This window comes from Avibacterium sp. 20-126 (assembly GCF_044358625.1).
Lineage (GTDB): Bacteria > Pseudomonadota > Gammaproteobacteria > Enterobacterales > Pasteurellaceae > Avibacterium.
In genome coordinates, this window is sequence record NZ_CP091457.1 from 2,223,857 (window position 1) to 2,238,980 (window position 15,124).

Genomic DNA, 15,124 nt, shown 5'->3' on the forward strand with positions numbered 1-15,124 from the left:
TAAAATTGATATAGAATGAAATGTTTTTATTACAAAATTTGGGAGAAATATGCAAACTTCGTATCACTCAGCGCCAAGTTTAAAAGAACTTACCTTCCGAGGAATGTTCTTAGGTGCGTTAATTACGGTGATTTTCACCGCATCAAATGTCTATTTAGGCTTAAAGGTGGGGCTAACTTTTGCTTCATCCATTCCTGCCGCTGTAATCTCTATGGCAGTATTAAAAATGTTTTCTGGGTCAACTATTCTAGAAAATAATATGGTGCAAACCCAAGCCTCTGCCGCAGGTACACTCTCTTCGGTGATTTTTGTTATCCCGGGCTTATTAATGATGGGATATTGGCAAGATTTTCCATTCTGGCAAACCCTTTTAATTTGTGCATCAGGGGGGATTTTAGGGGTGATTTTCACTGTCCCGCTGCGTCAAGTGATGGTGGCTAAAAGTGATTTACCTTATCCTGAAGGGGTTGCTGCGGCTGAAATTCTTAAAGCAGGAAATCACCAAGAAGGAGAAAATGATACAGGTATCAAAGAAATTGCGACTGGAGGCATCATTGCTGCAATAGTCAGTTTTGCAACAAATGGCTTGCGCATTATTGCTGATGGGGCAAGTTTATGGTTTAAAGGTGGTAATGCGGTTTTCCAAGTGCCGATGGGGTTTTCTTTCGCTTTATTAGGCGCCGGTTATCTAGTTGGTATTGTCGGTGGTATTGCAATTTTAATCGGTATTTTTCTCACTTGGGGAATTGCTGTTCCCTATTTCACTAGCGCATCATCAATGCCTGTTGATGGCGAGATGATTAGCTATGCAATGGGTATTTGGAAAAGTAAAGTGCGTTTTATTGGTGTGGGTACCATTGGTATTGCGGCGATTTGGACTTTACTTGTCTTAATGAAGCCAATGATCCAAGGAATGGCACAATCTTTCCGAGCATTAAAAGATCCATCAGCACAAAGTAGTGATCGTACTCAGTTAGATTTATCCCCTAAATCAATGATCTATATCACGATTACATCTGTTGCATTAATTATGGTTGCATTACACCATTTTATCGCAGAAGCGCCGATTGCGACTGAGTATGCCTTCTTATTTGTTATTGTATGTACGCTATTAGCAGTATTTATTGGTTTCTTCGTTGCTGCAGCCTGTGGATATATGGCTGGTCTTGTCGGATCATCATCTAGCCCAATTTCAGGAATTGGAATCATTTCTGTGGTACTTATTTCCTTAACCTTACTCGCATTAGGTAAATTCACAGGGCTTATTGAAAGCACAGAAGGAATGAAATTTTTAACCGCACTGACTATTTTTTCTGGTTCTATTGTGGTTACCACAGCGGCAATCTCAAATGACAACTTACAAGATTTAAAAACAGGGCTATTAGTTGAAGCCACACCTTGGCGTCAGCAAGTCGCACTGATTATCGGTTGTGTTGTTGGTGCATTAGTTATTGCCCCAGTATTAGAAATTCTTTATCACGCTTATGGCTTTACGGGAGCATTACCACGCGCTGATATGGATCCTTCTCAAGCACTTTCAGCGCCACAAGCAACCTTAATGACTACCATTGCAACAGGTATTTTTTCTAGCAATTTAGAATGGTCTTATATCTTTATGGGGATTGGATTAGGTTTAGTCCTCATTATGCTGGATCTTCTATTGAAAAAAGCAAGCCATAATCGTTTTGCCTTACCTGCACTTGCCGTGGGAATGGGGATTTATTTACCACCTGTTGTAAATATGCCAATTGTCATTGGTGCGGTACTGGCTTGGTTTATTAATCGCCATTTAACCGCTTATGCCCATCGTAATGGTAAAAATGTGGAAGAAGTGAAGAAAAAAGCCGATCGCTACGGTACGCTATTTGCCGCAGGCTTAATCGTTGGGGAAAGTTTAATTGGCGTTATCCTTGCCTTCATTATTGCTGCCTCCGTGACTTCTGGTGGCTCAGATGCACCATTAGCACTTTCGCTAGAAAACTGGGATAGCACAGCAGAATGGCTTGGCTTCGCGGTCTTTATCGCGGGTATCGTGATTTATGCATTACGTGTACTTCGGGCGAAAAAAGGATAAGCGATAATCGGTTTAAATTTATCTTTATTTGTTAATTAAGGGCAAGATAATACTTGCCCTTTTTTCTTTTTATCCCCTTTGCTATACTCATTTTATTATCTGGTTCATCTTTTGGGAGGCGGTTTTGTTATTTGATTCTTCTTTATTACAATCGGTACTAATGATTGCAGAACAAGCGGGCCATCACCTCAATCGGTTTTACAACAAAAATCTTACCTCATACATAAAAGCGGATAATACCCCAGTTACAGAAGCAGATCTTTTTGTCAGTCAATTTTTAATGGAAAAACTTCGCGCCCTTACCCCTGCTTATCCCGTCTTATCAGAAGAATATTGTAAAATCCCTTTTCACGAAAGACAGCAATGGCAAACCTATTGGCTTGTTGATCCCTTAGATGGCACGCAACAATTTATCAATCGCACAGGGCATTTTTCAGTATTAATTGCCTTGGTACATCATCATCGCCCTGTGCTAGGTGTGATTCATTGCCCGCAAACCGAACAAACCTATTACGCCGCACAGGGCTTAGGCGCCTATAAAAAAACAACGCAAAAAACCACCGCACTTAACAGACAACCGGTTAATTTATCACAGCCCATTCGTATTGTTGTGGGATCGCATTCTGCGAAAAAGAAAGTGCGGTCAATTTTGCAGCCAAATTTTAATTACCATTTTGACATTATTGGCTCAAGCGGCATAAAAAGCGTAAAAGTTGCAGAAGGGGCGGCAGATTGTTATATTCGATTAGGCGAAACAGGAGAATGGGATACCGCAGCAGCTGAAATTATTTTAGCTGAAATGGGCGGTAAAATTTTTGATCGCCATTTCCAGCCACTCACTTACAATCAGCGTGAAAGCTTAGTAAACCCTGATTTTGTTATGGTGGCAGACGCACAATTAAACTGGCACAACATCTTTCAATTTAATTAATGAGAACTATTGGTAATTTGCCGAATTTGCGCATATTATTACCACTCTTTTAAAAATGGATAGCAATCATATGACAAACCACAACGCAGAAAAAAACTGTATCGTGATTTTTGGGGCATCAGGTGATTTAACGCACCGTAAATTAATCCCAGCACTTTACAACTTATATAAACTCGGGCGTTTAGCGGAAGATTTCTCCGTGCTAGGCGTAGCAAGAACAGAAATGACGGATGAGCAATTCCGCACAAAAATGCGTCAAGCCTTAATCAAGACAGAAAAAGCGGAAGGCGAAATACTTGAACAATTTTGCAGCCATCTGTATTACCAAACCATCAACACCTCTGATGCCAAAGATTACGCCAAACTCGTGCCTCGCTTAACCGAATTGCACGAAAAATATCACACTGAAGGCAACACACTTTATTATATGTCCACACCACCAAGCCTGTACGGCGTGATTCCTGAATGTCTTGCGGCACACGGGTTAAATACCGAAGACTATGGCTGGAAGCGTTTAATTGTGGAAAAACCCTTTGGCTATGATATTAAAACTGCCAAAACACTTGATATTCAAATTCATCGCTTTTTTGAAGAACATCAAATCTATCGTATCGACCATTATCTTGGCAAAGAAACCGTTCAAAACTTATTAGTATTACGTTTTTCTAATGGTCTATTTGAGCCGTTATGGAACCGTAATTTCATTGATTATATTGAAATTACTGGGGCTGAACAGCTTGGTGTAGAAGAACGTGGAGGATATTACGATGGCTCTGGCGCAATGCGTGATATGTTCCAAAATCACCTATTACAAGTGCTTGCGATGGTTGCAATGGAGCCGCCCGCCATTATTAACGCGGATTCAATGCGTGATGAAGTGGCAAAAGTATTGCACTGCCTACATCCATTAAACGAAGAAGATGTGAAAAACAATCTCGTGCTAGGGCAATATACTCGCGGCGTTATTGACGGTAAAGAGGTTAAGGGCTACCTTGAAGAAAAAGGCGTGCCACCGGATTCTAATACCGAAACTTATATGGCATTACGTTGTGAAATTGATAACTGGCGTTGGGCTGGCGTGCCGTTTTATATCCGTACAGGAAAACGCTTACCAACCCGCGTAACTGAAGTGGTTATTCATTTTAAAACGACGCCACACCCAGTATTTAGCCAAAATGCACCTGAAAATAAACTGATTATTCGCATTCAACCTGATGAAGGTATTTCAATGCGTTTTGGTTTGAAAAAGCCAGGCGCAGGTTTTGAAGCAAAAGAAGTATCTATGGATTTCCGCTATGCGGATCTTGCTCAACCAAGCCTATTAAGCGCTTATGATCGTTTATTACTGGACGCAATGAAAGGCGATGCTACCTTGTTTGCGCGTACTGATGCCGTACACGCCTGTTGGAAATTTGTGCAACCTATTTTAGATTACAAAGCCGCTCGTGGACGCATTTATGACTATGAAGCCGGCACTTGGGGGCCAAAGGAAGCCGATAAACTGATTGCACGCACAGGACGAGTTTGGCGTAAACCAAGTGGGCTGATGAAGAAAAAAGTATAATATCTTTCCCTCAATGATTGAGAGGAAATGGGAGAACACAATGAACACCGTTATTTTTGATAATGCGCAATGTGCGGTAGAAAAAATTGCTGAAGAATTAAAGCAATATAGTCTTGCAGGACGCCCTGTGCATATTTCTCTTTCAGGTGGCAGCACGCCAAAACTCTTGTTCAAAACCTTGGCAACAGCACCGTATAACCAAGCTATCCAATGGCAAAACTTGCATTTTTGGTGGGGCGATGATCGTATGGTTGCGCCTTCTGATCCTGAAAGCAATTATGGCGAAGTGCAAAAATTATTGTTCGATCATATTGCGATTCCAGCAGAAAATATTCACCGCATTCGTGGTGAGGCTCCTGTTGAGCAGGAACTCTCACGCTTCCAAAATGAACTTACAGAAGTCGTGCCGAACGGGGAGTTTGATTGGATTATTTTGGGTATGGGGACAGACGGGCATACCGCTTCATTATTCCCACATCAAACCAATTTTGATGACGAGAATTTAGCAGTGATCGCCAAACACCCAGAAACAGGGCAAGTGCGAATTTCCAAAACCGCTAAATTGCTTGAGCAAGCCAAACGCATTACCTATTTGGTAACAGGGGGAGCTAAAGCGGAAATTTTAAAAGAAATTCAAAGCACGCCAGCGGAAAATCTGCCTTATCCCGCCGCGAAAATCAAGGCGAAAAATGGCGTAACGGAGTGGTATTTGGATAAAGAGGCGGCAAAGTTGTTGTAATAAAATAAAAGTGCGGTGATTTTTTAGCAAATTTTTATTGGGAAAATAAATGGATCAACTGGATCTCTCAGCCTTAGAAAAGGCGTTTAATTCACTTGAAATGACCTTAGCGAAATTGGCGGATAAGCAATGGTTTACAGCACAAGAAAATATTGTGCAAGATACCCTTATCGCTGGTTGCATTCAAAAATTTGAATTTGTTTATGAGTTAAGCATCAAAATGATGAAACGCCAATTAAAACTGATTGCAGAAGCCCCCGATGAAATTGACAGTGCAGATTTCCGTGATATTTTGCGTTTGAGTGCAAAAGCCGGCTTAATTGAGCAAGTGGAAGATTGGTTGCTCTATCGCAAAATGCGCAACATCACCTCGCATACTTACGATCAAAATAAGGCGCAACAAGTTTATGAACAAATGATCGGTTTTTTAGCTTCCGCCAAGAACTTGCTCAACCAATTACAGCAGCGTAATAATGATGATTGATATTCAACCCCAACATCTTGAAATTGTAGAAAAAATACTCCGCACTTACTTGAGCGAGTATGAAGTGCGTGCCTTTGGCTCAAGGGTGAAAGGCACAGCACGTCCCTTTTCAGATCTTGATTTAGTGGTAATGACAACACAGCCCCTTTCTTTAAGAACACTGTGTGAAGTAGAAAACGCTTTTTCAGAAAGCGATTTACCTTGGCAAGTGGATCTTGTGGATTGGGCAGCAACATCATCAGAATTTCAGCAGATTATTTTGCAGAAATCTGTGGTTATTCAACAACAGATTTCATCAACCTAGCCTTTCATAAAGGCAGCAACTGATTATAACGAAACAGGAGAAAGTTATGAGTCAAAAAGGCGATATCGGCGTTATCGGTTTAGCGGTAATGGGACAAAACTTAATTTTAAATATGAACGACCACGGCTTTAAAGTGGTGGCGTATAACCGTACTACCTCAAAAGTGGACGAATTTTTAGAAGGCGCGGCAAAAGGCACAAATATTATTGGCGCTTACTCGCTAGAAGATTTGGCAAGCAAATTAGAAAAACCGCGCAAAGTGATGTTAATGGTGCGTGCAGGTGAAGTGGTTGATCAATTTATCAACGCCTTACTACCTCACTTAGAAGAAGGCGATATCATTATTGACGGTGGAAACTCAAACTACCCAGACACTAACCGCCGCGTGAAAGAATTAGCAGAAAAAGGCATTCGCTTTATCGGTGCTGGTGTCTCTGGCGGTGAAGAAGGTGCGCGCCACGGGCCATCTATTATGCCCGGTGGTAATGCTGAAGCTTGGCCTTATGTAAAACCTATTTTGCAAGCGATTTCCGCCAAAACAGATAAAGGCGAACCTTGCTGTGATTGGGTTGGGCAAGAAGGCGCTGGACATTTCGTCAAAATGGTACATAACGGCATTGAATACGGTGATATGCAATTAATTTGTGAAGCTTACCAATTCTTAAAAGATGGCTTAGGCTTAAGCTATGAAGAAATGCAACAGATTTTTGCCGAATGGAAAAAAACAGAACTAGATAGCTACCTGATCGACATCACCACCGATATTCTTGGCTATAAAGATAGTGATGGTGAGCCATTAGTAGAAAAAATCTTAGACACCGCAGGACAAAAAGGCACAGGTAAATGGACGGGGATCAACGCTCTTGATTTCGGTATTCCATTAACCTTAATCACCGAATCTGTGTTTGCCCGTTGCGTGTCTTCATTTAAAGATCAACGTGTTGCCGCAGCAAAATTATTCCACAAAACTATTCAACCTGTAGAAGGGGATAAACAAGTTTGGATCGAAGCGGTACGCAAAGCCCTGCTCGCATCAAAAATTATCTCATACGCACAAGGCTTTATGTTGATCCGTGAAGCATCAGAAAACTTCGGTTGGAACATTAACTACGGCGCAACGGCCTTATTATGGCGTGAAGGTTGTATCATTCGTAGCCGCTTCTTAGGCAATATCCGTGATGCTTATGAAGCTAACCCAGATCTGATTTTCTTAGGCTCAGATCCATACTTCAAAAACATCTTGGAAAACGCTTTAGGCGACTGGCGTAAAGTGGTAGCGAAATCCATTGAAGTGGGCATTCCAATGCCTTGTATGGCGTCTGCAATCACCTTCTTAGATGGCTACACTTCAGCAAATTTACCAGCTAACCTACTTCAAGCACAACGTGATTACTTCGGCGCACATACTTATGAACGTAAAGATAAAGCACGCGGTGAATTTTTCCATACTAACTGGACAGGACGTGGTGGTAATACCGCATCAACCACTTATGATGTGTAAATGATTAAAGAGCGATGAGATAACTCATCGCTTTTTTTGCATAAAAATAAAGTGCGGTATAAAATTTCAATATTTTTCAACCGCACTTATCATATAAAAATTAAAAATAGGAGTCATAAAATGAAAAAAGAGAATCCCGTAGAATGCGTTGGCTGTAATACCTTTGATGTCGGAACAATTATTGATAACAGTAATTGCACTAGCCATCTTGAACGTGTTTATGCCAGCAAAGAAGACGCCGAACAGGCTTTAACCGAATTCACTGCCAAAGCGCGAAGTGCAGAAACTGAGCCTTGCCAAATTAAGGCAGAAATTATCCCAGTTGAAAATGGCTTTTTACTCAGCGCAGATTTCACCTTTAGCTGCCAAGCTGAATCCCTTATTTTTGAATTGGGGTTACGTTAATCAAACAAATCACAATGTAAAACAAGGTAGTGTTGATAACCATAATAAACGATATTGCGTACAGTCATATCGCTGAGTTGTTAAATGTTTTGGAATACACATACATCTTGTTTACCCATAAAAAATGAGAGCTGTTTGGCTCTCATTTGTTTTCAATCCTTTTAAGCAATGTCACTCAACTTAACAGGTCGCCCTTCATCTAAAGATTTTTTTGCTGCAAGGGCAATAAGTACGGGTTGCAAACCATCGTTACCATTGACTAATGTGGGTTTATCATTCACCACTGAATCCACAAAACATACCATTTCATCGGCAAAAGATTGCATATAGCGCTCTAAAAAAAAGTATTTTGGTTTTTCTGAGATAATGCCTGTTTGGCAAGAATATACTGCAGTAGAATCTGTATCATTACGCGTTTGTACTGCACCTTTTGACCCAAATACTTCCGCACGTTGATCATAACCATAAACGGCTTTACGACTATTATCAATTACGCCAATCGCACCATTAGCTAATTTCAAGGTGATCACAGCAGTATCAATATCACCAGCCTCACCAATAGCTGGATCAACGAGTACACTACCTGTCGCATAAACTTCTATGACTTCACTGCCAGATAAATAGCGGATCATATCAAAATCGTGAATTGTCATATCAAAGAACATTCCTCCCGATACTTTAACATATTCTATCGGCGGTGCAGCTGGATCCCTTGAGGTAATACGAATTAAATGAGGCTCACCAATATCACCTGCAATTACACGTTGTTTTATTGCTTTGAAGTTATGATCAAAACGACGGTTAAATCCCACTTGGAATTTCACCCCAGCTTTTTCCACTTCTTTAAGCACTTCTTGAATGCGCGCCACATTCGCGTCAATTGGTTTTTCACAAAAAATATGCTTACCAGCCCGCGCTGCTTCGATAGAAATTGGGGCGTGAGTGTTGGTTGAAGAACAAACTAGCACAGCATCAATTTCAGGATCTTGCAGAATCTTTTGGTAATCATCATAAACATTTGGAATACCTATTTCTTTCGCCCATTGCTGAAGTTCATCTGTGACACGAATATCTGAAATAGCTTTAATTTCTGCCCCTTTAACATATTTACTAATGCTTTCAGAATGCACGCGGCCAATACGGCCAGCACCAATAATACCTACTTTAATCATATTAAACTCCTGCTACCTCTTTAATATATTTACGACCTTTCACCGCATATTCAAATGGATTAGCAACAGCAGGATCTTGTTCTGCTTCTACCACCATCCAGCCTTTGTAATTATGTCTATCTAAGATTTCAAAGATAGGTTTAAAATCAATCACGCCATCACCTGGTACAGTAAATGTTCCTTTTTTCACGCCTTCTAAAAAACTAAGATTTTTCGACCGCACTTCATTAACCACTTCATCACGAACATCTTTCAAATGAACGTGAATAATGCGATCGATATATTTCTCTAGGACATCAAGCATCGCGTGTTGAGAACCTTCAGAGTAGTACAAATGACCAGAATCAAATAAAAGATAGACATCATCATTTACTACGGACATATAACGATCAATTTCTTCTGGCGTTTGAATCCCTGTTCCCATATGGTGATGTAAACACACTCGCATTCCTTTTTCGGCTGCTAATTTAGCTAATTCATTGTACCCCTCAGCTAATAACTGCCATTCTGCATCCGTAAAAACCGTTTTCTCATTAAAAATTGATTTCGGTAAGCCTTGAATGCTGCGACTTTGTTCGGAACAGCCAATTACTTTCGCTCCCATTGCGTGTAAAAAATCACGATGTTTAATAAAATCTTGTAGAGTCTGCTCTTTTTTTCCATCCACAAAGAAAGTACTAAACCACGCGTTACAAATTTGTATGCTACGAACACTGAGCTTATGCTTCAATACGTCCACATCGCGCGGGTATTTATTTCCTACTTCACACCCTGTATAACCTGCCAGCGCCATTTCACTCACACATTGCTCAAAAGTATTCTCTGCGCCTAATTCAGGTAAGTCATCGTTTGTCCAACCAATAGGTGCAATCCCCAATCTTACATTTTCAGCTTTCATAATTTTTCCTTCTTAAACAATGAATAATTAATAACGTCTTGCTTCATTTATGCGTTTTACTGCATTTTCATAAGCCTGTTGAATTCGTTCTTTTTCGGAAACTTCTGCGACGCCAACGTGCCACCAACTGCCGTACGAATGCAACATTGTTTTCGGTAGTACTTTCACATCAATTAAGGTAGAGACAGATTGTTTTTGTGCATCATACAAGGCTTCGAACAGTTCTTCTTCTGTCGTTACACGGTAGGTTTTACAACCATAAGAAGCCGCATTCATAGCAAAATCAACGGGAACAAAACCGCCATTGAGCTTATTTGTTTCCGCATTTCTAAAACGAAATTCTGTCGCAAAGCTATCCATACCGTGTCCAATTTGAAGATTGTTAATACAACCATTGGTCATATTATCAAACAAGACTACATTAACTTTCTTGCCTTCTTGAATAGAGGTAACCAATTCAGAATGAAGCATCATATAAGAACCATCACCTAACAACGCATAAACTTCTCGTTGTGGCTGTGCTAATTTCACCCCAAGAGCAGCATTTACCTCATAGCCCATACAAGAATAACCATATTCCAAATGATAAGTATTAACACCTTTAGATTGCCATACTCGTTGTAAATCACCAGGTAAACTACCTGCTGCTCCAACAATCACATCATTATCCCCTAATGTTTCATTCAAAATACCCAGTACACGGCTTTGGGTTAAATGAGAATCAGTAAGCCTAATAAATTCTTCAAATACTTCTGCACGATTTAAATTATCATCTACTTCTGGGATAAAATTATTTTCGTTATAAGATAGGTGGTAAAGACGCTCCAATTCTTGTTCAAACTGTTGCTTAGCTTGAGAAATTGCTTCCCCCCACGCACTTTGATAGCCTGTTGATGCGAGAAGTGCGGTCAATTTTTCTAACGTTTCTTTTGCATCCGCAGTGATTTGTACACCATCTAATTTATAAGCATCAAAACGAGCAATATTGATGTTAAGATATTTCACTTCAGGGTGTTGGAAAATCCATTTTGAAGAAGTGGTAAAATCTGTATATCTTGTCCCAATACCAATAATTAGATCCGCTTCTTTGGCAAGTAAATTAGCAGATAAACACCCCGTTTCACCCACCCCGCCAACATTCAGATAATGGGAAGAAATCACCGCACTTTTTCCTGCTTGCGTCTCGGCAAAGGGGATATTATAGATTTCAGCAAAGGCTTTTAATTGTTCTGCTGCCTCTGAATAACGTACTCCACCACCACAAATAATAAGTGGTTTTTTCTTTGATTGAATTAATGCCAATGCATCTTGTAACATTGGTTCTGTTGGTAATGTACGCTCAATACGATGAATACGTTTTGTTAGGAATGCCTCTGGAAAATCATAAGCCTCCCCCTGTACATCTTGTGGCAAAGCAATCGTTACTGCCCCCGTTTCCGCTGGATCTGTCAGTACGCGCATTGCATTAATACAGGCTGTCATTAGCTGCTCTGGACGATTTACACGATCCCAATATTTACTCACCGCTCGAAAAGCATCATTCGTGCTAATACTTAAATCATAAGGTTGCTCAATTTGTTGCAACACTGGATCTGGCTGACGTGTCGCAAATACATCGCCCGGTAATAAAAGTAAAGGGATACGGTTGGCTGTTGCAGTTGCAGCAGCAGTAATCATATTCGCAGCACCTGGTCCAACTGAAGATGTACACGCATAGATTTGTTTACGTAATTTCTGTTTAGCAAAACCGATAGCAACGTGTGCCATTCCTTGTTCATTACGTCCTTGTCTAACGATTAAATCGCCTGAATTTTGCTCAAGCGCTTGTCCTAATCCCAGCACATTTCCATGTCCAAAGATCCCAAAGATACCCTCAATAAACTTCGTCACTTTGCCATCAAATTCAACATACTGATTATCTAAGAATTTTATTAAGGCTTGTGCAACTGTCAGTCTAACTGTTTTCATCTTTCTCTCCTCGTTACCCTAAGACTTATTCAGGCACTATATAATCACACTTTCATTTCAAATAAAATAAAAATGAAAAATAAATTTCATTTTTGTGGCAGGGATCAAATTTTGAGAGAAAAGATTTGAAAAATATAGCAAGAACTCAGGATAATTCAGAGACTCTATACACAAACAAAAAAACCTTGAGCCGAAACTCAAGGTTTTTACCAAAATGACAGTGCGGTCAAAAATTATAGAATTTCTTTCGCTTTTGCGATGACATTTTCTACGGTAAAGCCGAACAGTTTGAATAATTCACCCGCTGGTGCTGATTCGCCAAAGGTGTTCATTCCCACGATTCGTCCACCAAAACCAACGTATTTATACCAAAATTCGCTAATGCCTGCTTCAATAGCAACACGTTTGGTCACGTTACTTGGCAACACGCTTTCACGGTATGCGTCATCTTGTTTGTCAAACACGTTAGTTGAAGGCATTGAAACCACACGCACGTTTTTACCTTCTTGACGAAGTTGCTCCGCGGCTTTTACGGCTAATTCAACTTCTGAACCAGTTGCAATGAAGATTAAATCTGGCGTACCTTCGCTATCTGTTAAAATATAACCACCACGTGCGATATTTGCTAATTGTGCTGGGGTTCTGTCCATTTGAGTTAAATTTTGGCGGCTGAAAATCATCGCACTCGGGCCATCTTTACGCTCAATGGCGGCTTTCCACGCGACTGCGGATTCCACTTGGTCGCACGGACGCCACGTTTCTAAATTTGGGATTAAACGTAATGTCGCGGTTTGTTCTACTGGCTGGTGAGTTGGGCCATCTTCACCTAAACCAATGGAGTCGTGAGTATAAACAAATAACGCGCGTTGTTTCATTAATGCTGCCATTCTTACGGCATTATGCGCATATTCCATAAACATTAAGAACGTTGCACCATAAGGAATGAAGCCACCGTGTAAGGCAATCCCGTTCATAATGGCAGACATACCGAATTCACGCACGCCGTAGTTGAGGTAATTACCATCTTGGTTTGCTGTTGCACGAATTGGGCGTGAACCTGACCATAAGGTTAAGTTAGATCCCGCTAAATCCGCTGAACCGCCTAACAATTCTGGCAATAATGGGGCATAAGCTTCAATGGCGTTCTGTGAGGCTTTACGGCTCGCAATGCTGGCAGGATTTGCTTGTAACTTTTCAATGAATGCTTGGCTTTCGGTTACCCAATTCTCCGGTAATTCCCCGCTTAAGCGACGTTCAAGCTCAGCACTTAATTCAGGATAAGCTTGGCGATAGGCTGTCCATTTTTCATTCCACGCCTGTTCTGCTTGCTGACCTTTTTCTTTCGCATCCCATTGGGCATAAATTTCTGCTGGAATGTCAAACGGTGCGTAGTTCCACCCTAAATTTTTACGGGTTAAGGCGATTTCTTCATCACCTAATGGCGCACCGTGACTGTCGTGTGAACCGGCTTTGTTTGGTGAGCCATAACCAATGGTTGTTTTACAGATAATCAAGGTTGGGCGATGTTTCTCTGTTTGCGCTTGTTTAATTGCTTCAGCAATGGCTTCGGGATTATGCCCGTCAATTTGACCAATGACTTGCCAATTATAGGCTTCAAAACGTTGTTTTGTGTTATCGGTGAACCAACCGTCTACTTCGCCATCAATGGAAATATTGTTGTCATCATAGAAAGCGATTAGTTTGCCTAAGCCTAAGGTTCCCGCTAATGAACACGCCTCGTGTGAAATCCCTTCCATTAAACAGCCATCACCCAAAAAGGCGTAAGTGTAGTGGTTGATAATTTCGTGGTCTGGGCGGTTAAATTGGGCAGCAAGGGTTTTCTCTGCAATCGCCATACCTACCGCATTGGTAATACCCTGACCTAATGGCCCGGTGGTGGTCTCTACGCCCGGTGCATAGCCATATTCAGGGTGTCCCGGAGTTTTGGAATGTAATTGACGGAATTGTTGAAGGTCGGAAATAGATAAATCATAGCCAGTAAGGTGTAATAAGCTATAAATAAGCATCGAGCCGTGACCATTTGATAACACAAATCTATCGCGGTTTGACCATTTAGGATTGGTTGGGTTATGTACTAAAAAATCACGCCATAATACTTCTGCAATATCCGCCATTCCCATTGGCGCCCCCGGATGCCCTGATTTGGCTTTTTGTACGGCATCCATACTTAAAAAACGAATGGCATTGGCTAATTCTTTTCGATTCGACATTTTTGTTCTCCTAGTTATCAAATGTAAAAACTGAATTCTGGCTATTCTACCCGATTTATTGTGAAAAAATAGCAATTAATTTGATTAGTATTTATAAGCTTTATGCCTAATGAATAAAAGATACCAAACATCATCGTTTGGTATCTGATAAGGGGCTGAAAGAATGCATTACGACCAGTAACGATCTATTTCAGTTAATATTGCGCTCGCCGTCGCTTGTCCGCTATCCCCAACCAACGCTCTGCCTGCAATAAAGGCTTTCACGTTTTTAATCTCTTTAAATAAATGAATATCTTGTGGAACAATGCCTCCCGTAATAGAAAGCGAAAAACCAAGTTCAGAAAGTTGTTTCATCAAGTGAAGATCCGTCTCTGTCCAGCCTTTCCCTGCTAATTCAGCATCTCTAGAACGGTGATAAATCGCCTGCGTTACACCGAGATCTAACCATTGTTTTGCATCATCAAGTGTCCAGTTACCATACAATTCAATTTGAATTTCTTTTTTTACTTTCAGATCGGGGTGGGCTTTATTAAAGGCGTCTGCAACTTGCTGACAACTTGCTTTGGTTGCTAGATGTGCTGCCGCCGAAACTGTCAGCCAATCAGCGCCGGCATCAAAGGCCATTTGCGCGAGAATTGCGCCACCATCGGTTGTTTTTAGATCACAGACAATAATATGTTCAGGATAAAGTGCGGTCAAAATTTTGACTGATTTCATTCCTTCTGCACAAGCTAAAATCGTCCCGACTTCAATCACATCAACAAAAGGGGCGGCCTGTTTGGCATCCACTAATCCTTTTTCAAGAGTTAGTGAATCTAATGCAATTTGTAATAACGGTTTTGCCATTATTGCC

The 15,124-nt window shown here is 40.8% G+C and carries 13 protein-coding genes; 8 read left to right on the forward strand and 5 right to left on the reverse strand.

Going from position 1 to position 15,124, the window contains the following annotated elements:
• The first annotated feature begins 49 nt into the window (after positions 1–49).
• The 8 genes from L4F91_RS10525 (at position 50) to L4F91_RS10560 (ending at position 8,002) form a co-directional block, all read left to right on the forward strand.
• The gene (locus L4F91_RS10525) at positions 50–2,074 is read left to right on the forward strand and encodes an OPT family oligopeptide transporter (protein WP_395896370.1); all 2,025 of its coding nucleotides are present in this window, start codon (positions 50–52) and stop codon (positions 2,072–2,074) included.
• Positions 2,075–2,198: 124 nt separating this feature from the next.
• Positions 2,199–3,005, forward strand: coding sequence for a 3'(2'),5'-bisphosphate nucleotidase CysQ (gene cysQ / locus L4F91_RS10530; RefSeq protein WP_395896372.1), 807 nt, complete (start codon positions 2,199–2,201; stop codon positions 3,003–3,005).
• A 70-nt stretch (positions 3,006–3,075) separates the two neighbouring features.
• A complete protein-coding gene (gene zwf / locus L4F91_RS10535) occupies positions 3,076–4,569 on the forward strand; it encodes a glucose-6-phosphate dehydrogenase (RefSeq protein WP_395896374.1) in 1,494 nt (497 codons plus the stop codon).
• Positions 4,570–4,609: 40 nt separating this feature from the next.
• A complete protein-coding gene (pgl, locus tag L4F91_RS10540) occupies positions 4,610–5,308 on the forward strand; it encodes a 6-phosphogluconolactonase (protein ID WP_395896376.1) in 699 nt (232 codons plus the stop codon).
• Between the two features lie 49 nt (positions 5,309–5,357).
• Positions 5,358–5,792: a nucleotidyltransferase substrate binding protein gene (locus L4F91_RS10545; protein WP_265778464.1), complete on the forward strand. Its 435-nt coding sequence runs from the start codon at positions 5,358–5,360 to the stop codon at positions 5,790–5,792.
• Positions 5,785–6,096, forward strand: coding sequence for a nucleotidyltransferase family protein (locus tag L4F91_RS10550; protein WP_265778693.1), 312 nt, complete (start codon positions 5,785–5,787; stop codon positions 6,094–6,096). Before L4F91_RS10545 ends, L4F91_RS10550 begins: the two co-directional genes overlap by 8 nt.
• A gap of 46 nt (positions 6,097–6,142) precedes the next feature.
• Positions 6,143–7,597, forward strand: a complete 1,455-nt coding sequence (gnd, locus tag L4F91_RS10555; RefSeq protein WP_395896378.1) for a decarboxylating NADP(+)-dependent phosphogluconate dehydrogenase — start codon at positions 6,143–6,145, stop codon at positions 7,595–7,597.
• Positions 7,598–7,717: 120 nt separating this feature from the next.
• On the forward strand, positions 7,718–8,002 hold the full coding sequence (locus L4F91_RS10560; protein WP_395896380.1) for a YfcZ/YiiS family protein: 285 nt from the start codon (positions 7,718–7,720) through the stop codon (positions 8,000–8,002).
• A 161-nt stretch (positions 8,003–8,163) separates the two neighbouring features.
• Here the strand turns inward: L4F91_RS10560 and iolG are convergent, their stop codons facing one another.
• The 5 genes from iolG to L4F91_RS10585 form a co-directional block, all read right to left on the reverse strand.
• Positions 8,164–9,174 (reverse strand): inositol 2-dehydrogenase, encoded by a 1,011-nt coding sequence (iolG, locus tag L4F91_RS10565; protein WP_395896382.1) that lies wholly within the window; start codon positions 9,172–9,174, stop codon positions 8,164–8,166.
• A gap of 1 nt (position 9,175) precedes the next feature.
• Positions 9,176–10,072, reverse strand: coding sequence for a myo-inosose-2 dehydratase (gene iolE, locus L4F91_RS10570; RefSeq protein ID WP_395896384.1), 897 nt, complete (start codon positions 10,070–10,072; stop codon positions 9,176–9,178).
• A gap of 27 nt (positions 10,073–10,099) precedes the next feature.
• Entirely contained in the window at positions 10,100–12,040 is a 1,941-nt protein-coding gene (gene iolD, locus L4F91_RS10575) for a 3D-(3,5/4)-trihydroxycyclohexane-1,2-dione acylhydrolase (decyclizing) (RefSeq protein ID WP_250351386.1), read from the reverse strand.
• A 233-nt stretch (positions 12,041–12,273) separates the two neighbouring features.
• Entirely contained in the window at positions 12,274–14,271 is a 1,998-nt protein-coding gene (gene tkt, locus L4F91_RS10580; RefSeq protein ID WP_395896386.1) for a transketolase, read from the reverse strand.
• A gap of 168 nt (positions 14,272–14,439) precedes the next feature.
• The gene (locus tag L4F91_RS10585; RefSeq protein ID WP_250351384.1) at positions 14,440–15,117 is read right to left on the reverse strand and encodes a 3-keto-L-gulonate-6-phosphate decarboxylase UlaD; all 678 of its coding nucleotides are present in this window, start codon (positions 15,115–15,117) and stop codon (positions 14,440–14,442) included.
• Between the last annotated feature and the right edge of the window lie 7 nt (positions 15,118–15,124).

Excerpts from the sequence above, each read along its gene's own strand:
- tkt (WP_395896386.1), bottom strand. The coding sequence starts at position 14,271 with ATGTCGAATCGAAAAGAATTAGCCAATGCCATTCGTTTTTTAAGTATG.
- L4F91_RS10560 (WP_395896380.1), top strand. The coding sequence starts at position 7,718 with ATGAAAAAAGAGAATCCCGTAGAATGCGTTGGCTGTAATACCTTTGAT.
- L4F91_RS10550 (WP_265778693.1), top strand. The coding sequence starts at position 5,785 with ATGATTGATATTCAACCCCAACATCTTGAAATTGTAGAAAAAATACTC.
- pgl (WP_395896376.1), top strand. The coding sequence starts at position 4,610 with ATGAACACCGTTATTTTTGATAATGCGCAATGTGCGGTAGAAAAAATT.
- L4F91_RS10545 (WP_265778464.1), top strand. The coding sequence starts at position 5,358 with ATGGATCAACTGGATCTCTCAGCCTTAGAAAAGGCGTTTAATTCACTT.
- L4F91_RS10525 (WP_395896370.1), top strand. The coding sequence starts at position 50 with ATGCAAACTTCGTATCACTCAGCGCCAAGTTTAAAAGAACTTACCTTC.
- iolE (WP_395896384.1), bottom strand. The coding sequence starts at position 10,072 with ATGAAAGCTGAAAATGTAAGATTGGGGATTGCACCTATTGGTTGGACA.
- iolD (WP_250351386.1), bottom strand. The coding sequence starts at position 12,040 with ATGAAAACAGTTAGACTGACAGTTGCACAAGCCTTAATAAAATTCTTA.
- gnd (WP_395896378.1), top strand. The coding sequence starts at position 6,143 with ATGAGTCAAAAAGGCGATATCGGCGTTATCGGTTTAGCGGTAATGGGA.
- L4F91_RS10585 (WP_250351384.1), bottom strand. The coding sequence starts at position 15,117 with ATGGCAAAACCGTTATTACAAATTGCATTAGATTCACTAACTCTTGAA.
- zwf (WP_395896374.1), top strand. The coding sequence starts at position 3,076 with ATGACAAACCACAACGCAGAAAAAAACTGTATCGTGATTTTTGGGGCA.
- iolG (WP_395896382.1), bottom strand. The coding sequence starts at position 9,174 with ATGATTAAAGTAGGTATTATTGGTGCTGGCCGTATTGGCCGCGTGCAT.